Below are 20,055 nucleotides of genomic sequence, written 5' to 3' on the forward strand. Positions count from 1 at the left end.
ACTGCGCGACGCCCAGGGGCCGCGTTCAGGACTGTGAGAGTCGTGAACGGGCACGGTAGGCGCGGGTTTTGGTGCGGTTGCCGCAGACTCGCATCGAGCACCAGTTGCGGGAATGGTTCTTGGAGGTGTCGAGGAACGCCCAGCGGCAGGTGCTCTCAAGGCAGACCTTGAGGCGTGTCCAGGTGCCGTCGGCCGACGCCTCCATGATGGCTGCGGCCAGGCGGGCGAGTGCGGCGGGAACGCCGGTGCCGAGGGGCACCAGTGCGGGGTGCGGTCCGGTGATCGTGACGCGGAGCGGGAGCTTGGCGAGCGCTGCGTCCAGCTCGGGCGGGAGCGGGTCGGCAGAGGGCGCGTGGTGGTTGTGCATGGCCTCGCGGAGGCCCTCGCGGAGTCCGATCGCCATTGCCAGGACGCGCTCGTCCGCAGTGGGTGAGCCAGGTGGGAGGAGGCCGTGGCCGACCAGCCACTCGGTCAGCTTGGCAGGCGTCGCCAGCTCGTCGGCGTCACACTCGACGTCGAGGCTGTTGACGAAGTCCCGCAATAGCAAGGCGGCGCCCGAACGTGTCTCGGTCATCACCTCTCCTGCCTCCTCTCCCCACTCTACCAACACGACACCGGTATTCGGTGATGACCGGTTGCGCCGTCCAGGCCACCGTCATAACGTCATAGGTGGTGTCTGCGTGAGGGAGAGTTCCGGCTGATGACTGTGATGCGCGTCTGGAAGGGATGGACCCGGCGATCCGACGCCGACGAGTACGAGGGCTATATGCGGCGCACCGGGCTGGTGGGTTACCAGAAGACCGAGGGCAATCGCGGCGTGCACTTCACCCGGCGGGACGTCGGGGACAACACCGAGTTCTGCTTCGTCACATTCTGGGAGTCATGGGACGCCGTGCGCGCCTTCGCGGGAGACGATCCCGAGCGCGCCGTCTTCTACCCCGACGATGACCGCTACCTGGTCGACCGCGACTGGGTCGTCACCCACTACGACGTGGTGGAGACCGCCTGAGCGAGCCTGCGGACGCCTTCGGCGAGTTCTGCCTCGGACGTCGCCGAGCCGAAGCTGATCCGCAGGTGCGGGCCCGGAGGTTCGGCGGGGAAGAACGGGCGGCCGGCGCTGACCAGCACCCCTGCTCGCAGCGCCGATTCGGCGAGCGCGACGTCGTCGATGCCGTCCGGCAACCGTGCCCACATGTGCGGCCCGCCGGCGGGGCGGTCGACGCGGAACTGCGGGAGCTCACGGGCGAGGGCGGTCAGGAGTGCGTCCCGCCGGGATTTCAGGGCGGTACGCACCGTGCGCAGGTGACGCGGCCAGCCGGGCGAGCTCACCAGGTCCAGCAGGGCCTCCTGCAAGGGCCGGGCAGGGAAGAACCCCTCGACCATCTGGATCGCCCGGATACGTTCCGCCACCGGGCCACGGGCGATCACCGCGGCGATCCGCATGCTGGCGGAGGTCGCCTTGGTCACGGGCGCGACGTAGACGACCCTGCCCTCGGTGTCGTGGTTGATCATCGGTGCCGGGGCGGGCTCGATCGCCAGGAAGCGCGCGAAGTCGTCCTCGATCACGAAGGCGCCCGCCGCGCGGGCGACGGCCAGGACCTGCGCGCGGCGCTCGACCGTGAGCCGCGTGCCGCTCGGGTTGCTGAACGTGGGCTGGCAGTAGAAGACCCGCGCCCCCGTCATGGCGAACGCCTCGGCGAGCAGGTCGGGCCGCACACCGTCGGCGTCGATGGGGACCGGCACCGGCTGCAGGCCGTTCGCGCGTGCGATCGCGAGGACACCCAGATAGGTGGGGGACTCGACCAGCAGCGGAGCGCCCGGGGGGAGTAGCGCTCGCAACGTGGAGGTGAGCGCTTGCTGCCCGCCTGCGGTGATGAGAACGTCGGCCGCGGTGAGGTCACCCCCGACCGAACGGGCGAACCATGAGCGCAGCCCGGAGATCCCGTTCAGCGGCGGCGCCTCCCACGCGTCCGGCCGCCGCGCCGCCCGCGCACCCGCGGCGGCCAGGTCCCGGAGCGGCTGCAACGAGGGATGCAGGTAGCCGCCGCTGAGCGGAATCGTTCCCTCAGGTGGCGGCATGAGCAGCCAGGACACTCCGCTCGCGTCAACTGAACGCTCGCCGAGCGCCACCGATTGCCAGCTCAGATCGGTCGGCCCCGGGGCGGGCGCGGGCCGGTCTGCGGCGAATGTACCGCTGCCGGGCCGCGTCACCACGAGGCCCTCGGCGGCCAGCAGGCCCAGCGCCCGCGACACCGTGACCGGGCTGACCTTGTGCCGTTCGACGAGCGTCCGGCTGGACGGCAGGCGTTCACCGGCGCGCATCCCACCCACGTCGGTACGCAGCCGATCGGCGAGCGTGACCACACTGCTATCCTGATTCATGAGAGTAGACAATAGCGCTACTGCCCCCTCGTCGATAGCGCTCGGCGGCCTGGGACTGGCCGCCCTAGGAGTCCTGGCCTTCTCCTTCACGATCCCCAGCACGGTCTTGGCCCTCGACGGGCTCGATCCATACGTCATCGGTCTGGGCCGTGCCGCGGTCGCCGCCGCCCTTGCCGCGGTCGCCCTCCTCGCTGTCCGGGCGCGGCTCCCGCGCGGCCGTCAATGGGCGGGGCTGGCGGCGGTCGCGGGCGGGGTCGTCTTCGGCTTTCCGGTACTGACCACGCTCGCGCTGGACCGCGGCGCCTCGTCCTCGCACTCCGCTGTGATCGTCGGCCTGCTGCCCGCCGCGACCGCCGTCATGGCGGTGCTGCGGGCGGGGGAACGGCCGTCCCGTGCGTTCTGGCTGGCGAGCGGCGCCGGGGCCCTCTGGATCACGGGCTTCACGTTCGTCCGCGGGGCGGGTCACTTCACGATGGCGGACCTGCTGTTGTTCGCCGCGCTCATCGTCTGTGCCGTGGGATACGCGGAGGGCGGCAGACTGGCCCGCGAGATGCCTGGCTGGCGGGTCATCTCGTGGGCCCTGATACTCGTCGCGCCCATCACGGTCCCGGTGACGTTCTGGCTGCTGGCCACGACCGGACCGCAATGGACGGGGCGCGCCGTCGCCGGTTTCACGTACGTGTCGGTGGGCTCGATGTACCTCGGTTTCTTCGCCTGGTACGCGGGCATGGCCAAGATTGGAATCGCTCAGGCGAGCCAGGTGCAGCTGACGCAGCCGATCCTGACGCTCCTGTGGTCCGGGCTCTTCCTGGACGAGCTCATCGACACCACCACCGGCCTGGCGGCGCTGGGCGTGCTGGTCTGCGTCGCCCTCACCCAGCGCACCCGGGTCCGCAGGGCACCCGACACCCTTGCGGGATGTGACACCGTCCCGCACGATGAGAGAGTAAGCGTCACAAGGCCGTGACGCCTGCCAGACCTCAGGAGCCACGCATGGCCGACAATCTGAGCATTCCCGAGGGTGGTTTCTGGCCCGCCCCCGAGGTCCCGCAGCCGAACATCTATCCGATGGAGTGGCGGGTCGAGACCGAGAAGCTCGCCGCCATCTACGAGAAGTCCAAGCGCATGGTCTGGAACCCCGCCGACCTGCCCTGGGACGGCCTGCGCGCCGAGGACTTCACGCCGGAACAGCGGCTCGGGATCATGTACTGGTTCGCGGTGCTGGCCAACTTCGACGCCTCCGGGCCCGCGGTGTTCGCCCGCGCGACCATCCACGCGTTCGAGCAGCACGAGGAGGACCCGGTCCGCAAGTGCTTCTTCTCGATCACCCGGGACGAGATGAACCACGAGGAGTGCTGCCAGCGGTCGATCGCCGCGCTGTGGCCGGGCGGCCCGCTCAACTGGACGCCCGAGACCGACCTGGAGAAGGCCGCGCACAACAACATCGGCTGGCTCTACCACAACGGCGGCCGCTACTGGCAGGGCTACACCAGCGCCGTCGGGAAGTACTCGCTCGCCGTGCTGTTCACCAGCTTCATGATGGGCGAGATGGCCGCGTCCACGCTGTTCCGCGGCATGGCGTCGGGCACCACGCACCCGGTGTTCGGCGAGATGTTCCAGCGCATCGGCCGCGACGAGTCCCGGCACCTGCAGATCTGCATGACGATCCTGGAGAACGAGTGGCCCGGGCTCACCGATGACGTCAAGGGACAGATCACCAAGCAGCTGCGCGCCGGGTTCGTCTTCCTGTCGATGATCCTCTGGGAGCCCCCGGAGGGATTCTGGGACCTGCCCCCGTACTTCCTTGACAACCACCGCGTGCTGATGGGCCACGCCCGCGAGGCCGGTCTCGGCGTGCTCTCGTTCGAGGAGCAGGCGGAGAACTGGAAGCTCGCCATCGCCCGCGTCCGGGCCATCGTGGAGCGCTGGGGCATCGAGTTCCCCGCGATCCCCGAGCTCGACATCGACGGCGTCAAGGTCGAGGTCATCGACCCGGAGGACATCATCCCGGTCTTCTGATCCCGGCGGGCCCCGGTCCCGGCGGTCCCCGGTCCCGGTGGGCCTGGGACGGGGCCGGGGCGTCCACTCTCTGCGATCGTGTCTCTGTGATCTTGGCCGGATGAGGCCACCGCCTGGCGGGGGCCGGTCATTCCTCGATCGGGCGGCATCGGCGTGTTCGTGGTCCGCCTGCGTGAACGAGAACCGGTCCTGGCGCGTCTGTCCGTGTGATGAGCATGATCCGCGGTGTACTCAAGAAGGTCGCCTGGCTGGCCGCGTACGTGCTGGGGCTGGTGGCCCTGGTGTTCGCGGGGGCCTGGGTGTGGTGGCAACCGGAGCCGGACGCGCGCGGCACCGAGGTGAACGCGCTGTGGGCGCGGCACCAGTGGGTGGGGGAGGAGCACACCGAGGACGAGTACCGGGCGTTCGCCGGGCTCGTCCGCGACAATCGGATCACCGACGTCTACTTCCACACCGGGCCGTTCGAGCCCGACGGGAGTGTGCCGCCGGCCAAGTACCGCTACGCCGCGAGGCTGATCGCCGCCATGCGGAAGTACGCGCCGGCCGTGCGCCCGCACGCCTACCTGGGGCAGATCCGCAAGGTGGACGGGTACGGGCTGGTGGACCTGGACGATCCGGCCGTACGGGAACGTGTCCTGAAGACCGACACGGTCTTCCTCGATCTGGGCTTCGCCGGCATCCACTACGACTTCGAGCCGATCTATCCGGGCGATCAGGCGTTCCTGACCCTGCTCGACCAGACCCGCGCGCTCACCCGGGCCCGCGGCCGGCTGCTCTCGGTCGCGATCGAGCAGCTCACCGCCGTCGACGCGCTCCAGCCCGTGTACGAGGCGTTCCTGCCCCGCGGCTGGGGTCGGCCCCACTACCCGCCGCGCCCCACCCGCGACTACCTGACGAAGATCGCCGACCGGGCGGACCAGGTGGCGATCATGACCTACGACGTAGGGCTGCCCACCCGGTCGCTGGCCGGCCTGCACTTCGCCTGGCACACCGAACAGACGCTGCGGCTCATCGGCGACCGCACCACCGTCTTCATCGGCGTCCCCACGTACGAGCCGTCAATGGAGTGGGCGGAGGACCTGCCTGGGGCGTTGCGCGGGGTCCGGCGGGGGCTGGACGCCCTGGACAGACCGCCCGCTCGTCCCTTCGGCGTGGGCGTGTACGCCGACTGGACGACCAGTCCGGCGGAATGGGCCCGTTACCGGGCAACATGGCTGCCGCGCGGGCCAGCAAACGTTGGCGGTTAGGCAAGCCTGCTTGTCACGTTCCTTTTCCCGGGTTCCGGCAGTTCAGAAGGCTTGTTGCACAGACCCGAACCAGGGGTAAGGCTCGGTGGGGTATCAGCACCTCCTGGCGGACGAAAGGGAAGTGGGGATCGAGGCCGATGAGCATTGAGCAGACCGCGTGGCACGATGCCGACCGGCTCCTGGAGCTGTCGGCCGAGTTCGCCGGCTGGCGGCTCGGCCGAGGAGGTTCCGGGCACTGGTGGGCTGTGCGAGGCAACGAACTCGTCCGGACCCCCAACGTCGAGGAACTGCGCGCTCGTCTGCACGAAATCACCTCCGTGAGGCAAAGCGCCTGATCGACCCGTACGGCGGCCCGGGAGCCGCCGCGCGACCCGGCCCCTTGAGGAGGGCGTGCGCACGTTATCCAACCGAGTCCGGAAACTGGCTGGACTGACCCCGTAACGCGGCATTTGCGTGCCACGATGTGGATGTAGAAGCCGTCGCCACGCGTACCCCCGAGCGTGTGGCGGCGGCTTCTTCCCTCTTTCCGGAACCTCCGCCCCCGTTCCGGCGACAATCCCTCGCCTGAGGCCGCCGCCGTTCCGCCCGCGTCCGGATCGCCCGTGTATGACCCCGTCCAGGGCGCCGGACGGCCCGGACTCCGGGGCGAAGACACACTGGAAGGGGCCCTGCGGGTCCACGCCGACCGGCTGGAACAGTACCCTTCGGTGCATGGCACCCAGCACAACGAGCGACGCTCCTTTCGGGCGGATGTTGACCGCCATGGTCACCCCGTTCACCTCCGAAGGCGGCGTCGACTACGACGGAGCCGCGCGCCTGGCGACCTATCTGGTCGACGAGCAGCGCCACGACGGCCTCGTCATCAGCGGGACGACGGGAGAGTCGCCGACGACGAGCGACGCGGAGAAAGAGCAGCTCCTCCGCACGGTGGTGGACGCGGTCGGTGATCGCGCCTGCGTCGTCGCCGGTGCCGGCACCAACGACACCGAGCACACGCTGCGCCTCGCCAGGGCGGCCGAGGCCGCCGGGGCCGACGCCCTGCTGGTCGTCACCCCCTACTACAACAAGCCGCCGCAGGAGGGGCTGCTGCGGCACTTCACCGCGGTGGCCGACGCCACCGGCCTGCCCAACATGCTGTACGACATCCCGGGCCGCACCGGGGTGCCGATCCACACCGAGACCCTGATCAGGCTCGCCGAGCACCCGCGGATCGTCGCGGTCAAGGACGCCAAGGGCGATCTCTTCGCCGGCTCCCAGGTGCTCGCGGCGACCGATCTGGTCTTCTACTCGGGCGACGACGCGCTCAACCTGGCCTGGCTGTCGATGGGCGCCGCCGGGTTCGTCAGCGTGGTCGGCCATGTCGTGGGCGCCGATCTCCATGAGATGATCGATGCATACCGCGCCGGTGACACCGGACGGGCGCTGGAGATCCACCGCCGGCTGCTGCCCGTCGTCACCGCCATCATGACCCGAACGCAGGGCGCCATCGCCGTCAAGGCAGCGCTGAACCTGCAGGGCCTCCCGGGCGGCCCCTTGCGGCCCCCGCTCTGCGAGGCCTCACCAGAGTTCGCGGCGCGACTGCGTGAAGACCTACTGCACGGGGGAGTCAAAATTCCGGAGGTTAATAGGTGAGCCATCCTCACCCTGAGTTGTCCACCCCGCCCACCCTGCCGGAGAACGGCCTGCGCATCGTCGCGCTGGGCGGGCTCGGGGAGATCGGCCGCAACATGACGGTCTTCGAGTACGGCGGACGCCTGCTCATCGTCGACTGCGGCGTGCTCTTCCCCGAGACCGAGCAACCGGGCATCGACCTGATACTGCCCGATTTCGAATACATCCGTGATCGCCTCGACGACATCGAGGCGGTCATCCTGACCCACGGCCACGAGGACCACATCGGGGCCGTCCCGTACCTGCTGCGGGAACGCCGTGACATCCCGCTGGTCGGTTCGCGGCTGACGCTGGCGCTGCTGGAGGCCAAGCTCACCGAGCACCGGATCAAGCCGGTCACGGTCGAGGTGGCCGAGGGCGGCCGGCAGAGCTTCGGCCCGTTCGACTGCGAGTTCCTGGCGGTCAACCACTCCATCCCGGACGCGCTGGCGGTGGCGATCCGCACGCCGGCGGGGCTGGTGCTGGCGACCGGCGACTTCAAGATGGACCAGCTGCCGCTCGACGGCCGGCTCACCGACCTGCCCGGGTTCGCCCGGCTCGGGGCCGAGGGCATCGACCTGCTGATGTCCGACTCGACCAACTCCGAGGTGCCCGGCTTCGTCACCAGCGAGCGCAACATCGGCCCGGTGGTCGACGAGGTCTTCCACGCCGCCAAGGAACGGATCATCGTCGCCTGCTTCGCCTCGCACATCCACCGGGTGCAGCAGGTGCTGGACGCCGCGGTCGCCAACAACCGCAAGGTGTGCTTCGTCGGCCGGTCGATGGTGCGCAACATGGGGGTCGCCCGCGAGCTGGGCTACCTCAACGTGCCCGACGAGATCATGGTCGACCCCAAGGACCTGGACGCCATCCCGGCTGACCGGCTCGTCCTGGTCTGCACCGGCTCGCAGGGCGAGCCGATGTCGGCGTTGTCGCGGATGGCCAACCGCGACCACTCGATCCGCATCACCGAGCGCGACACCGTCATGCTCGCGTCGTCGCTGATCCCGGGCAACGAGACCGCGGTCAACCGCGTGATCAACGGACTCACCCGGTGGGGCGCCCGCATCGTGCACAAGGGCAACGCGCTCGTGCACGTCTCCGGGCACGCCTCGGCGGGCGAGCTGCTGTACGTGCTGAACGTGACCAAGCCGGGCAACTTCATGCCCATCCACGGCGAATGGCGGCACCTGCGGGCGCACGCCAAGCTGGCCGCTCTCACCGGCGTGCCCGACGACAACATCGTCATCGCCGAGGACGGTGTCGTCGTCGACCTCGTGGGCGGCCAGGCCAAGATCGTCGGTGCGGTGCCGGCCGGTTACGTGTACGTGGACGGGCTGTCGGTCGGCGAGGTCACCGAGACCTCGCTCAAGGACCGGCGGATCCTCGGCGAGGAGGGCTTCATCTCCGTCGTCATCGGCATCGACTCCACGTCCGGCAAGCTCGTCGCCGGCCCGGAGATCCACGCCCGCGGCGCCGGCATCGTCAACCAGGATTTCGACGAGGTCATCGCCCGGATCGAGGGCACGCTCCAGGACGCCGCCGCCGACGGCATCAACGACACGCACCAGCTCAACCAGCTGATCCGGCGCACCATGGGCAAGTGGGTGAGCGACAACTACCGCCGCCGCCCAATGATCATCCCCGTGGTCGTCGAAGTCTGATCGCCGCCCCCCGGCCCTATCCGCTTGGCTGATAGGGCCGGGGGAGTTCATCCAGAATGCGCTGCGTGAGCTGCGTCGCTGATGCGTGAGCTGCGTCTCTGATGGGCGCAGGTCGCAACACGCCGCACTAGGTCTGGGGAACCCGTGGGGCGTTTGGTTAGTCTCATCAGCATGGCCACACGTGCGTCCGGAGGTACGAAGAACTCGCGTACCCGGGCCAGTGCGGCCCGCGGCAAGTCGTCCGGTTCGGCCCCCCGCAAACGTTCGAGCGGTGGCGCCAAGGGCGGAGGCGCGTCCCGCGGGCGTCCTCCCCAGAAGAACAACGACCCGTTCCTCCAGCTGATCCGCGGCCTGTTCCAGCTGGTCGTCAAGCTCTACACCCTGGCGGCGGTCGCCGTCGGCTCGGTCTTCCGGGCGTACGGGCAGGGCGCGCGCGACCTCGACGAGGAACACCGCCGTGACGGGCTCGGGCTGGCGCTGCTCGGCTCATCGATCGTGCTGGCCTCGGTCACCTGGTGGCGGCCGGACGGTGTGGTGACGATCGCACTCGAGAAGGTCGTCCGCGGCGGGATCGGCGTCATCGCCATGGCGCTGCCCGTTCTGCTCGCCGTGCTGGCATGGCGCACATTGCGCCACCCCGAGCACAACGACGAGACCGGCCGCATCATCATCGGCATGACGGCGCTCGGTGTCGGCGCGCTGGGCGTCCTGCACATCGCCGCCGGCCTGCCTTCACCCGCGAAGGACATGCCCGGCGTGCGCCATGCGGGCGGTGTGGTCGGCTGGCTGGCGTCGGCGCCGCTGGAGGCCGCCCTGAGCGGCTGGGTGGCGGTGCCGCTGTTGCTCCTGCTCTCCGCGTTCGGCCTGCTGGTCGTCACCGCGACCCCGATCAACCGGGTGCCCGAGCGGATGGCCGAGCTGTGGTCCGTCGCGACGTTGCAGGGACGGCCCGTACGGCAGAACGAGGACGACAAGGGCGAGGCCCACTCGGCTTCGGGAGCCAAGCCGAAGCGCCGCCGCAAGAGCAAGGCGGACGGCGACGACCCCGGGCTTGAGGTCGGTGAGCACTCCAAGCCGTACGACACTCCCGTTCTCGACGACAAGCCGAAGAAGCAGCGCGACCTCGCCGACGACCTCTTCGAGCCCGAGCCGTTCGAGCCCGAGGTGCCGCTGCCCGCCGCGCCCGTGGACGAGCCGATGGACGAGCCGGTGATGGCGCCGCCGGCCGTGCCCGACCCGACCCCCTCGCCGACCCGGTCCGAGCAACTGCCGCTGTCGTCGTCCGGTGAGATCTACGAGCTGCCCGAACCGGCGAAGTTGCGGCCCGGCAGCATCGCCAAGCCGCGGACCAAGGCCAACGACACCGTGGTCAACGCGCTCACCGGCGTGCTGGAGCAGTTCGACATCGACGCGCAGGTCACCGGGTTCACCCGGGGACCGACGATCACGCGGTACGAGATCGAACTGGGCCCGGCGGTCAAGGTCGAGAAGGTCACCGCGCTGACCAGGAACATCGCGTACGCGGTGAAGAGCGCCGAAGTGCGGATCATCTCCCCGATCCCGGGCAAGTCGGCGATAGGCGTAGAGATCCCCAACGTCGACAAGGACATCGTCAGCCTCGGCGACGTGCTGCGGTCGCCCGCCGCCACCAACGAGCACCACCCGATGATCGTCGGCCTGGGCAAGGACGTCGAGGGGCGCACGGTGGTGGCCAACCTGGCCAAGATGCCGCACATCCTCATCGCGGGCGCGACCGGCGCAGGCAAGTCGACCTGCATCAACGGCCTCATCACCTCGATCCTGATGCGGGCGACGCCGGACGAGGTACGCATGATCCTGGTCGATCCCAAGCGGGTCGAGCTCACCATGTACCAGGGCATCCCGCACCTGATCACGCCGATCATCACCAACCCCAAGAAGGCCGCCGAGGCCCTCGAGTGGGTCGTCGGCGAGATGGACCGCCGGTACGACGACCTCGCCGCCTCCGGGTTCCGGCACATCGACGACTTCAACAAGGCGGTGACCGCGGGCAAGCTCGTCCCGCCGCCCGGCAGCGAGCGCGTCTACACGACTTACCCGTACATGCTGGTCATCGTCGACGAGCTCGCGGACCTGATGATGGTCGCGCCGCGCGACGTCGAGGACTCGGTCGTGCGCATCACGCAGCTCGCCCGCGCGGCCGGCATCCACCTGGTGCTGGCCACCCAGCGGCCGTCGGTCGACGTCGTGACCGGGCTCATCAAGGCGAACGTGCCGTCCCGGCTGGCGTTCGCCACCTCCTCGCTGGCCGACAGCCGCGTCATCCTCGACCAGCCCGGCGCAGAGAAGCTCGTCGGCCAAGGTGACGCGCTGTTCCTGCCGATGGGCGCCAGCAAGCCCATGCGCATCCAGAACGCCTACGTCGCCGAAAAAGAAATCCACAGCATCGTCGAGCACTGCAAGGGCCAGATGGAGGCGGTCTACCGCGAGGACGTCGCCGAGAAGGCCGGGCCGAAGAAGGACATCGACGAGGACATCGGCGACGACATGGACCTGCTGGTGCAGGCGATCGAGCTGGTCGTCAGCACGCAGTTCGGCTCCACGTCGATGTTGCAGCGCAAGCTCCGCGTCGGTTTCGCCAAGGCCGGCCGGCTGATGGACCTCATGGAGAGCCGCGACATCGTCGGCCCGAGCGAGGGCTCCAAGGCGCGCGACGTGCTCACCAAACCCGACGACCTCCCCGGCGTCCTAGCAGAACTCCGCGGTGGTGGGTGAACGCGCGCATGAACGCGGCGTGTGAACGCGCCGTGTAAAACGCAGCGCGTGTGGATGAACGCAGGCGGAATCCGGGTGATCTCAGGGCGGGCGAGAGCGATCTTGGGAACACGCGTTCACGAATGATGCGAAATCTTGCCCTGTTTCGAACGTGTTGGCTGTCGCCCAATGGGCATGGCCGTTCCTAGGATGGTGATTGCTGGAGTGTGTGGGGTCGGCCATGGGGCGGTCTAAGGGAGGCTCGGAGTGAGCATCGGTGAGACCTTGACTCAAGAACGTCAGCAGGCTGGTCTCACGGTGACACAGGTGAGTCTGCAGACGCGGATCCGGGAGACCGTGATCCGTGCCATTGAGCGCGACGACTTCTCGGCGTGCGGTGGCAACTTCTATGCGCGCGGACACATCCGCAGCATCTCCCGCGTCATCGGCATCGATTCCGAACCGCTCGTTCGCGAGTTCGACGAGATGCACGGCGGCGCGCCGCAGCCGGTCTCCGCGGTCACCGCGTTCGAGCCGGAGACGGCGGTCGCCTTCCGCGAACGCCGCGCGCCCAACTGGAGCGCCGCCATGGCGCTGGCGCTGGTACTCGTCGTCATCTACGGCATCGTGCAGGTCGTCGGCAACGAAACCGGCACGGAAAGGCGCCAGGCACGTCAGGTGGCCGGCGGTCCCGGAGCCGGGCAGCCCGCGGCGACGCCGACGCCATCGGCCACCCCGACCCGCAAGGACCCGGTCGCGATGGCGCCCCGCAAGAAGGTCGAGCTGCAGGTCAAGGCGCGCCGGACGACCTGGATCAACGTGCGCGGCGACAAGGGCAAGACGCTGTTCAGCGGCATGCTCCGCACCGGAGACGTCCGCGAGTGGTCGGCCAAGAAGAAGATCAGCATCCTGATCGGCAACGGCGACGGCGTCCGGCTGACCGTCAACGGCAAGGACCTCGGCACCCCCGACCAGGACGGCGGCGGCGTCGTCCGGCTGAGCTTCACGCCCGACGACCCCGACGGCGCCTGATCACTGGCGACCCGCGTTCAACCTCCCAATTGGGCGGTCGCTGGTCGGTGTAGGGGCCCGCGCCCATTACCGTTAGGGGCATGTCCACACGCCGCACGGTCTCACTCGTCACGCTCGGATGCGCCCGCAACGAGGTCGACTCCGAGGAGCTCGCCGCCCGGATGGAGGACGCGGGCTGGGACCTGAGCGAGTCGGCCGACGGCACCGACGTGGTGGTCGTCAACACCTGCGGCTTCATCGACGCGGCGAAGAAGGACTCGATCGACACGCTGCTGGCCGCGCACGACTCCGGCGCCAAGGTGATCGCGGCGGGCTGCATGGCCGAGCGGTACGGGGCGGAGCTGGCCGAGGCGCTGCCCGAGGCCGACGCGGTGATCAGCTTCGACGACTACGCCGCGATCGGGGAACGGCTGGACGACGTCGTCGAGGGCCGGCAGCGCGAGGCGCACGTGCCCCGGGACCGGCGCACCCTGCTGCCGATCAGCCCCGTGGAACGCACCGCCGCGGCCCCTCAGATCTCCATTCCCGGCCACGGTGATCTTCCCGAGGGCGTCGCCCCGGCGACCGGCCCGCGGATTCTCCGGCGCCGTCTGGGCGGCGGCCCGGTGGCCCCGCTGAAGCTGGCCTCCGGCTGTGACCGGCGCTGCACGTTCTGCGCCATCCCCGCGTTCCGCGGCGCCTATGTCAGCCGCCCGCCTGCGGAGGTGCTGGAGGAGGCGCGCTGGCTGGCGGGTCACGACGTCCGCGAGCTGGTCCTGGTCAGCGAGAACTCGACCTCGTACGGCAAGGATCTCGGTGACCTGCGGGCCCTGGAGAAACTCCTGCCGCAGCTGGCGGCGGTGGAGGGCATCGAGCGCGTCCGCGTCAGCTACCTGCAGCCCGCCGAGACCCGGCCTGGCCTGATCGAGGTCATCGCCTCGACTCCCGGCATCGCGCCCTACTTCGATCTGTCGTTCCAGCACGCCAGCGGCCCGGTGCTGCGCTCCATGCGGCGTTTCGGCGACCGGGAGCGCTTCCTGGAGCTGCTCGAAACGGTCCGCGCCCACGCGCCCGAGGCGGGCGTGCGGTCCAATTTCATCGTGGGTTTCCCCGGCGAGTCCGAGCACGACCTGGACGAGCTGACCGAGTTCCTGAGCGCGGCGCGTCTCGACGCGATCGGTGTCTTCGGCTACTCCGACGAGGACGGCACCGAGGCCGCCACCCTCGACGGCAAGCTCGACCACGACGAGGTCGCCCGGCGCGTTGAGGAGGTCTCCGCCCTCGCCGAGGAGCTCACCGCCCAGCGTGCCGAGGACCGCATCGGCTCAGAGATCCGCGTCCTCCTGGAGGACAAGACCGAGGACGGCGCGTTCGAGGGACGCGCCGAGCACCAGGCGCCGGAGGTCGACGGCACCGTCCTCGTCCGCGGGGCGGGTCTTGCCCTCGGCGACATCGTCACCGCCGTCGTCGTGGACAGCGACGGCGTGGATCTCGTGGCGGACGTGCCATGATCGCCGGTCCGTCGGATCGGGACGAACCGATCGCGACACCGCCGCAGGCGAGCATCTACAACGTCGCCAACTACCTCACGCTGCTGCGCATCCTGCTGGTGCCGGTCTTCGTCTGGCTGCTCCTCCAGGAGGGCACCGCGTGGCGCCTCACCGCGTTCGCCGTCTTCGCGGTCGCCTCGATCACCGACAAGATCGACGGTGACCTGGCCCGCGCCCGCGGCCTGGTCACCGACTTCGGCAAGATCGCCGACCCGATCGCCGACAAGGCGCTGACGGGCGCCGCGCTGGTCACCCTGTCGGTGCTGGGCGAGCTCTGGTGGTGGGTGACCATCGCGATCCTCGTCCGCGAGATCGGCATCACGCTGATGCGCTTCCTGATGATCCGGACCAGCGTGATCCCCGCCAGCAAGGGCGGCAAGCTCAAGACGATGTTGCAGGTCATCGCGATCGGCCTCTACATCCTGCCCGGCCCGCTCGATCCCCTGCGGTGGGGCTTCATGGCCGCCGCGCTGGTCGTCACCGTCGTGACCGGCCTCGACTACGTCGTCCAGGCCTGGCGCCTGCGGCGCACGTCACCGTCCGACTCTTGATCGCGAGCCGTTGAACGCGTTCAGAAACTTGATCCCGGCGTGGCGGTTGTTGAAGGAGGAGGCCCTGTGACGCAGGAGTTCACGTACGCCGAGGTGGGGGCGACCCAGACCCTGGACTTGCCGGACGGATACAGCCATATGCGCGTGCGCACGCTGGTCGGCGAGGGGCCGGTCGCGATGCGGAACGCGGCGGACGCGCTCATGGAGTTCTGGATGCACCGGGCCATCCCGGTGCGGATCGAGGCTTCGGCCCGGCGGGTGGCGCCCGGGATCAGCGTGGTCGTGGGGCTGGGCATCGGCCCGTTGCGGCTCAAGGCGCCGTGCCGCGTGGTCTGGGTCGAGGACGAGGAAAAGCGTGTCGGCTGGGCGTACGGGACGTTGCCCGGTCACCCCGAGGAGGGTGAGGAGGCGTTCGTGGTGCACATGGACGACACGGGGGACGTCTGGCTGACCGTCACCGCGTTCAGCCGTCCGGGCGGACGACTGGTGCGGCTGGGCGGGCCGCTGGTGCCGTTCATGCAGCGCGCGTACGCACGCAGGTGCGGTGCGGTGCTGCGCAGGCTCGCCCGCCCGCATTAGCCATCCGCGCCCGAGCGGGGGCCAGGCGCGGATGGCCGACCCGGGCGGTACCGCCCTCCCGCGTGGTCGATCATGGAGTCCTTCAACGATCGCGTGGGAGGCAGGACGAGGGTGGCGGTCGCCACCAGCAGGCCGAGCAGCGCACTGGGGATGAGCGGGTTCGGGCCGTCCCAGATGACGGGGGCGCCCGAGACGCTCAGATGTGCCAGGCCGAACGCGACCGCTCCAAGTGTGTAGGCCACCAGCGGAAGGCCTTGCCGCTGCCGCCACGCTCGTTGATCACGGAAGGCACAGAGGCCGGACGTTCCCGCCCACAACAGCAGCAGCCCGGCGATCAGGGCGCCCGCGATGGCAAGCGGCCCGTACAGAGTGGACGGCCCGGCCCCTGGGGCGTTCTCTGCCACGGCACGGCCGACATGCTGCGGCCTGGTGTCCTTCATCACCATCTGGGCGGGCGGGGCGGTCAGCAGGAGGAGCCCTCTGGCCGCGACCGGCAGGTAGAGAGCCGCCGAACCGACGACAAGGACGCTCGTCGTGGCGCGGATCGCCGAGTGGAGCGGACTGAATTGACGCCGGGATACGGCTGCCCGCCATCTCGGCCCAGTGTCTTTTGCGTCGTACGGCACTGACATATGCCGTCCTTCCAGAGCCCGCGATTTGCACCTACAAGCGAAGTAATGGTCCGCTTAATAGATCGGCTTATCCAGGCAGCGCGCCGTCAAACATTAACCCATGGGGAATGGTTTAGAGAAATGGCGTACAGACCGTACAGATGCTGGTCCCGCGTTCACGGCGTGCCGTGCGAGCACGGACAGCCCGTCGAGCAGGCGGGTTCGAGGAGGGTGCCGCGCTTTACCTTGTGACCTCCTTGGTGGTGGTTTCAAGGTGGCGATATTGGCTTCCTTTGACGAAATTCCCGTGCCTTTTGTGGGCGCCTCGAACGGTGGTGGCGTCCTCCGCTCCCTGAGCGCGATCAGGCCGTGCGGACCCTGGAACGGCGGCGGCGGTAGATTCGACGGTGGAATCATGATCGCTATCGGGAGGATCGCCATGCGGATCGAGTTGCTCACCATCGGGGACGAGTTGTTGCTGGGCGACACGATCAACGGCAACGCGGCCTGGATGGGGCAGCGGCTCGCCGAGAGCGGCATCGAGGTCACCCGCAGCGTGGTCGTGAGCGACGAGCTGGATGTGATCATCGCGGCGGTCGACGAGGCGCTCGGCCGGGCGGACGCCGTCATCACGACCGGCGGCCTGGGGCCCACGTACGACGATCTGACCAGGGACGCGCTGGCCAAGGCGGCGGGCGTGGCCCTCGTCCGCGATCCGATGCTGGAGAAACGGCTGCGCGCCCGGGTCGCGGCGGCCAACCGGCCGCTGGCCCCGATGGCCCTGCGCATGGCGGAGGTGCCGGAGGGCGCGGGCCTGCTCGGCAACTCGGCCGGGAGCGCGCCGGGGCTCCGGGTCGAACTGCCCGGGGGAGTGGCGTACGCGCTGCCGGGCGTCCCGTTCGAGATGCGCACGATCATGACCGAGGTGGTGATCCCGGAGCTGGTCGAGCGGGCCGGCGATCCTCAGGTCGCACGCCGTACGCTGCGGACGGCCGGCGTGTGGGAGTCGGTGATCGCCACCAGGCTGGCCGAGGTCGAGGCGCTCGACGGGATCAAGCTGGCCTATCTGCCGTCGCCGGGCGAGGTGAAGGTCCGCATCACGGCGTCGGGGGCGGACGCCGTGCAGCGGCTCAGCGGCGCGGAGGAGCTGACCCGGGATCTGCTGGGCACATTGGTGTACGGAGCCGATAACGAAACACTGGCCGGCGTGGTGCACCGGCTCTTGATCGAACGCGAGCGGACCGTCGCGGCCGCCGAGTCACTCACCGGCGGCCTGATCGGCGCCGAGCTCACCGCCGTCCCCGGGGCGTCGAAGACCTTTGTCGGCGGCATGATCACGTACGCCACCGACAGGAAGCACACGCTGCTCGGTGTCCCCGACGACCTCCTGCGTGAGCATGGCGCCGTGCATCCGGAGGTGGCGGCGGCGATGGCGGCGGGTGTCCGGGACCGCCTCGGGGCGTCCTACGGCGTCGCGGTGACCGGAGTGGCGGGCCCCGAACCGCAGGATGGCCACCCGGTCGGAACGGTCTACATTTCTGTGGCCGGACCTGGAAATGAACCGATTGTAGTCAGTCCGCAACTCATCGTGCCGGGTGCCAGTGCCGAGGTTCGCGATGTGATCCGCAGGCTCACCGTCGTCCATGCGCTTGAGCTGCTACGACGCGATATTTTGGGGCTTGACGCGGAGCCCGGAGCCGGTGAATCTGAAGAAGATCGGGAAGAGAAGGGCTGATTACAGCGTTACGTTCCAAGCGAACACGAAATCCACGGTCTGCCACGGCTGCCTTCAAGCCGGGTACGGTGGAACTGTCAGATGGTCCGAACTGAGGGAGGGAGCGAGACGATGGTCCTGCTTCGCCAGCTGCTCGGTGACGTACTCCGGCAGCTGCGGCTGCGCCAGGGACGCACCCTCCGCGAGGTGTCCGCGGCGGCGCGCGTTTCCCTCGGGTACCTCTCCGAGGTCGAACGGGGTCAGAAAGAGGCCTCGTCGGAGTTGCTCGCGTCAATCTGCAAGGCACTGGGGGTTCCGCTCTCGCACGTGTTGAGAGAGGTAGCGGACCAACTGGCGCTCGCCGAGCTGCAGCACGAGCCCGTCATGGCGGGTGCGCCGCCCGAGCACGAGCGCATTCCGGAGACGCCGGAGGAAATCACCGGCGAGTTCCGTGCCGACATGGTGGCGGCCTGAACATGGCCGCCTGAGCCGAGCTCCCACCTGAGCCCAGCTCCCACCGGGCCTCAGGTGTGGGCGGGCTCACGAGTGATCACGGCATAGGGGGGAACCCTTCGTCGTTGTAACGGACATACCGGAACGACGTGGAAGGAGCCCTCATTATGGCGATGGTCAAGAGCCCCCTCGGCGATGCCGCCCAGAAGATCACAGGGGAGACACTGCAGGGCGCCCTCGTCGACCTGCTCGATCTCTCGCTGGTGGGCAAGCAAGCCCACTGGAACATCACCGGCCGCCACTTCAAGCAGGTCCACGAGCACCTTGACGAGGTCGTGGATCTGGCCCGCCAGTACGCCGACACCGTGGCGGAACGCGCCGTGGCCATCGGCGTCAACCCGGACGGCCGCGTCCGCACCCTGGCCGACCGCACCGCGAACCCGCAGCTCGACGCCGGCTACATCACCGACGACAAGGTCGTCGCCGCGATCACCGACGTGCTCGCGCAGATCATCACGCGGTTCCGCGAGCGCATCGCGGCCACCGAGGACGCCGACCCGGTGACGCAGGACCTGTTCATCGGCCTCACCGCCGAGCTTGAGAAGCAGCACTGGATGTTCTCCGTCCAGCACTGACCTTGACGCGCAGGGCCCTGATCTCCGGATCGGGGCTCTTCGCGTTTCCAGCGGAGCGCGTTCGCAGGGAATTCGCGTGCACAGGGAACCGTGGAACGCCGGGCCGCGTCGAGAGGTCATGGCCACCTTTGCGAAGCTTGTGGCGTTCTCGTCCCTCGCCGCCGCCACCGCCTGCGGGACCGGACTCGCCGCCGGCGACAGGCCCTGCACAGCGATCGGCTCGCTTGAGGGCGTGAGCCTTGACCTCAAGGCCCCCTACGCGGCCAAAGTCGCCAGCGCCTCAATGAAGGTCTGCTGGAACGGGACCTGCCGCACGTCCAAGGTGCGGCTGATGACGTCCAGCAAGAGCGTCCCCCAAGGCTGCACGGATGACGCCCCCGATGGCAGTTGCGGCGCCATCGCCTCACCCACCGGTGACAAGCACGGCTTCGCCGACGTTCAGGGTCTACCGAAGTCTCCCGTCCAGGTGACCGTGGATCTTCGCGATGCCTCCGGCAAGCGCCTGCTCAGCGAACGGCTGGACGTGACCCCGCACGCCACGTTCCCCAACGGCCCGGACTGCGGCGAAGGCGGCCCGCAGGCCAGGCTCGTCGTGACCAACGCCCGCGTCACGGAAGCTACCTGAGCCCGCCCGCGTCACGGAAGCTACCTGAGCCGGGCACGGGCCTCCATGAGGGCGAAGCCAAGCAGGTTGAGCCCGCGCCACTTGTGCGGGTCCGCGACTCGTTCGTCAGACACGGCGAGGCCGATGCCCCAGACGCGGTCACGCGGGCTGGCCTCGACCAGGACGCGCGCCTCTGTGCCGAGCAGGTAGGTCCTCAGATCGTCATGCTGGCCGAACTTGGCGACGTTCCCCTCGGCCACGATCTCGAAGCGATGCGCGGCCCAGGTCTCCTCGTCGAAGTCCTTCACCTTCCCGCCCAACGCCTTCGCCTCTGCGGGACTTTTCGCTTCGAGGATCCGGGAAAGCATGGCCTCGTCCCCGAAGAGCCGCGCCTTGCCGGCCATCATCCAGTGCTCGGCGGAACGGTAGTCAACGCCCTCAAAGGTGAACGGATGCAGGGGCCACCACTGGCTCAGACAACCAGAGCCAACGGCGCCCTCCTTGCCCGGCTGATGGCCCCAGAAGTAGAGATACTTCGGCCGTTCTCCCTGATCGTGCAACTGGCGGACGTCAGCGACGCTGCGAACGTCGCGGGCGGTGAATGACATGCGCCGACTCTCGCCGAACGCTCCGGTCTCGCGCAACCACATTC

At 69.2% G+C, this 20,055-nt stretch carries 20 protein-coding genes; 16 read left to right on the plus strand and 4 right to left on the minus strand.

The window, feature by feature from the left end; all coding sequences use genetic code 11:
• Positions 1–25: 25 nt before the first annotated feature.
• On the minus strand, positions 26–574 hold the full coding sequence (locus tag ACH34W_RS04010; RefSeq protein ID WP_395959317.1) for a CGNR zinc finger domain-containing protein: 549 nt from the start codon (positions 572–574) through the stop codon (positions 26–28).
• 126 nt (positions 575–700) lie between these two features.
• On the opposite strand from ACH34W_RS04010, the gene ACH34W_RS04015 reads away from it, so the two are divergent.
• Positions 701–1,009, plus strand: a complete 309-nt coding sequence (locus ACH34W_RS04015) for a hypothetical protein (RefSeq protein WP_395959318.1) — start codon at positions 701–703, stop codon at positions 1,007–1,009.
• Here ACH34W_RS04015 and ACH34W_RS04020 read toward each other — a convergent pair.
• Entirely contained in the window at positions 985–2,382 is a 1,398-nt protein-coding gene (locus tag ACH34W_RS04020) for a PLP-dependent aminotransferase family protein (RefSeq protein ID WP_395959319.1), read from the minus strand. The genes ACH34W_RS04015 and ACH34W_RS04020 overlap by 25 nt on opposite strands.
• Between ACH34W_RS04020 and ACH34W_RS04025 the strand changes: the two genes are divergently transcribed.
• From ACH34W_RS04025 to ACH34W_RS04075, 11 genes are all read left to right on the plus strand, one after another.
• A complete protein-coding gene (locus ACH34W_RS04025) occupies positions 2,381–3,349 on the plus strand; it encodes a DMT family transporter (RefSeq protein WP_395959320.1) in 969 nt (322 codons plus the stop codon). The genes ACH34W_RS04020 and ACH34W_RS04025 overlap by 2 nt on opposite strands.
• Positions 3,350–3,375: 26 nt before the next feature.
• Positions 3,376–4,401 (plus strand): hypothetical protein, encoded by a 1,026-nt coding sequence (locus tag ACH34W_RS04030; protein ID WP_395959321.1) that lies wholly within the window; start codon positions 3,376–3,378, stop codon positions 4,399–4,401.
• Positions 4,402–4,616: 215 nt separating this feature from the next.
• Complete coding sequence (locus tag ACH34W_RS04035; protein WP_395959322.1) at positions 4,617–5,648, plus strand: hypothetical protein; 1,032 nt, start codon at positions 4,617–4,619, stop codon at positions 5,646–5,648.
• 137 nt (positions 5,649–5,785) lie between these two features.
• Positions 5,786–5,983, plus strand: coding sequence for a hypothetical protein (locus ACH34W_RS04040; protein ID WP_395959323.1), 198 nt, complete (start codon positions 5,786–5,788; stop codon positions 5,981–5,983).
• A gap of 376 nt (positions 5,984–6,359) precedes the next feature.
• On the plus strand, positions 6,360–7,280 hold the full coding sequence (gene dapA / locus ACH34W_RS04045; protein ID WP_395959324.1) for a 4-hydroxy-tetrahydrodipicolinate synthase: 921 nt from the start codon (positions 6,360–6,362) through the stop codon (positions 7,278–7,280).
• Positions 7,277–8,962: a ribonuclease J gene (locus ACH34W_RS04050; protein WP_395959325.1), complete on the plus strand. Its 1,686-nt coding sequence runs from the start codon at positions 7,277–7,279 to the stop codon at positions 8,960–8,962. Before dapA ends, ACH34W_RS04050 begins: the two co-directional genes overlap by 4 nt.
• Positions 8,963–9,133: 171 nt before the next feature.
• Positions 9,134–11,716 carry a DNA translocase FtsK 4TM domain-containing protein gene (locus ACH34W_RS04055; protein WP_395959326.1) on the plus strand — a complete coding sequence of 861 codons (2,583 nt, stop codon included), beginning with the start codon at positions 9,134–9,136 and terminating at the stop codon, positions 11,714–11,716.
• A gap of 246 nt (positions 11,717–11,962) precedes the next feature.
• Complete coding sequence (locus ACH34W_RS04060) at positions 11,963–12,727, plus strand: helix-turn-helix domain-containing protein (protein WP_395959327.1); 765 nt, start codon at positions 11,963–11,965, stop codon at positions 12,725–12,727.
• 80 nt (positions 12,728–12,807) lie between these two features.
• A complete protein-coding gene (gene rimO, locus ACH34W_RS04065) occupies positions 12,808–14,217 on the plus strand; it encodes a 30S ribosomal protein S12 methylthiotransferase RimO (protein WP_395959328.1) in 1,410 nt (469 codons plus the stop codon).
• Positions 14,214–14,807 carry a CDP-diacylglycerol--glycerol-3-phosphate 3-phosphatidyltransferase gene (pgsA, locus tag ACH34W_RS04070; protein ID WP_395959329.1) on the plus strand — a complete coding sequence of 198 codons (594 nt, stop codon included), beginning with the start codon at positions 14,214–14,216 and terminating at the stop codon, positions 14,805–14,807. Before rimO ends, pgsA begins: the two co-directional genes overlap by 4 nt.
• Positions 14,808–14,873: 66 nt before the next feature.
• On the plus strand, positions 14,874–15,386 hold the full coding sequence (locus tag ACH34W_RS04075) for a DUF1990 family protein (RefSeq protein ID WP_395959330.1): 513 nt from the start codon (positions 14,874–14,876) through the stop codon (positions 15,384–15,386).
• On the opposite strand, the gene ACH34W_RS04080 is transcribed toward ACH34W_RS04075, so the two are convergent.
• Positions 15,383–16,018, minus strand: a complete 636-nt coding sequence (locus ACH34W_RS04080) for a hypothetical protein (protein ID WP_395959331.1) — start codon at positions 16,016–16,018, stop codon at positions 15,383–15,385. The two genes, ACH34W_RS04075 and ACH34W_RS04080, sit on opposite strands and share 4 nt — an antisense overlap.
• Before the next feature lie 394 nt (positions 16,019–16,412).
• On the opposite strand from ACH34W_RS04080, the gene ACH34W_RS04085 reads away from it, so the two are divergent.
• From ACH34W_RS04085 to ACH34W_RS04100, 4 genes are all read left to right on the plus strand, one after another.
• Entirely contained in the window at positions 16,413–17,732 is a 1,320-nt protein-coding gene (locus tag ACH34W_RS04085; protein WP_395959332.1) for a CinA family nicotinamide mononucleotide deamidase-related protein, read from the plus strand.
• A gap of 111 nt (positions 17,733–17,843) precedes the next feature.
• Positions 17,844–18,185: a helix-turn-helix domain-containing protein gene (locus ACH34W_RS04090; protein WP_151564666.1), complete on the plus strand. Its 342-nt coding sequence runs from the start codon at positions 17,844–17,846 to the stop codon at positions 18,183–18,185.
• 146 nt (positions 18,186–18,331) lie between these two features.
• Positions 18,332–18,799, plus strand: a complete 468-nt coding sequence (locus tag ACH34W_RS04095; RefSeq protein ID WP_395959333.1) for a DNA starvation/stationary phase protection protein — start codon at positions 18,332–18,334, stop codon at positions 18,797–18,799.
• Between the two features lie 118 nt (positions 18,800–18,917).
• Complete coding sequence (locus tag ACH34W_RS04100) at positions 18,918–19,424, plus strand: hypothetical protein (protein ID WP_395959334.1); 507 nt, start codon at positions 18,918–18,920, stop codon at positions 19,422–19,424.
• A 20-nt stretch (positions 19,425–19,444) separates the two neighbouring features.
• On the opposite strand, the gene ACH34W_RS04105 is transcribed toward ACH34W_RS04100, so the two are convergent.
• Positions 19,445–20,011 (minus strand): NADAR family protein, encoded by a 567-nt coding sequence (locus ACH34W_RS04105; protein ID WP_395959335.1) that lies wholly within the window; start codon positions 20,009–20,011, stop codon positions 19,445–19,447.
• Between the last annotated feature and the right edge of the window lie 44 nt (positions 20,012–20,055).

It is taken from the genome of Actinomadura sp. 6N118, assembly GCF_044326415.1.
In the GTDB taxonomy this organism is placed as follows: Bacteria; Actinomycetota; Actinomycetes; order Streptosporangiales; family Streptosporangiaceae; genus Spirillospora.

Coding starts and splice junctions, on each gene's coding strand:
- ACH34W_RS04090 (WP_151564666.1), top strand. CDS start 17,844: ATGGTCCTGCTTCGCCAGCTGCTCGGTGACGTACTCCGGCAGCTGCGG.
- ACH34W_RS04085 (WP_395959332.1), top strand. CDS start 16,413: ATGATCGCTATCGGGAGGATCGCCATGCGGATCGAGTTGCTCACCATC.
- ACH34W_RS04020 (WP_395959319.1), bottom strand. CDS start 2,382: ATGAATCAGGATAGCAGTGTGGTCACGCTCGCCGATCGGCTGCGTACC.
- ACH34W_RS04080 (WP_395959331.1), bottom strand. CDS start 16,018: ATGTCAGTGCCGTACGACGCAAAAGACACTGGGCCGAGATGGCGGGCA.
- ACH34W_RS04030 (WP_395959321.1), top strand. CDS start 3,376: ATGGCCGACAATCTGAGCATTCCCGAGGGTGGTTTCTGGCCCGCCCCC.
- pgsA (WP_395959329.1), top strand. CDS start 14,214: ATGATCGCCGGTCCGTCGGATCGGGACGAACCGATCGCGACACCGCCG.
- ACH34W_RS04055 (WP_395959326.1), top strand. CDS start 9,134: ATGGCCACACGTGCGTCCGGAGGTACGAAGAACTCGCGTACCCGGGCC.
- ACH34W_RS04015 (WP_395959318.1), top strand. CDS start 701: ATGACTGTGATGCGCGTCTGGAAGGGATGGACCCGGCGATCCGACGCC.
- ACH34W_RS04025 (WP_395959320.1), top strand. CDS start 2,381: ATGAGAGTAGACAATAGCGCTACTGCCCCCTCGTCGATAGCGCTCGGC.
- ACH34W_RS04035 (WP_395959322.1), top strand. CDS start 4,617: ATGATCCGCGGTGTACTCAAGAAGGTCGCCTGGCTGGCCGCGTACGTG.
- ACH34W_RS04040 (WP_395959323.1), top strand. CDS start 5,786: ATGAGCATTGAGCAGACCGCGTGGCACGATGCCGACCGGCTCCTGGAG.
- ACH34W_RS04095 (WP_395959333.1), top strand. CDS start 18,332: ATGGCGATGGTCAAGAGCCCCCTCGGCGATGCCGCCCAGAAGATCACA.
- dapA (WP_395959324.1), top strand. CDS start 6,360: ATGGCACCCAGCACAACGAGCGACGCTCCTTTCGGGCGGATGTTGACC.
- ACH34W_RS04100 (WP_395959334.1), top strand. CDS start 18,918: ATGGCCACCTTTGCGAAGCTTGTGGCGTTCTCGTCCCTCGCCGCCGCC.
- rimO (WP_395959328.1), top strand. CDS start 12,808: ATGTCCACACGCCGCACGGTCTCACTCGTCACGCTCGGATGCGCCCGC.
- ACH34W_RS04010 (WP_395959317.1), bottom strand. CDS start 574: ATGACCGAGACACGTTCGGGCGCCGCCTTGCTATTGCGGGACTTCGTC.
- ACH34W_RS04105 (WP_395959335.1), bottom strand. CDS start 20,011: ATGTCATTCACCGCCCGCGACGTTCGCAGCGTCGCTGACGTCCGCCAG.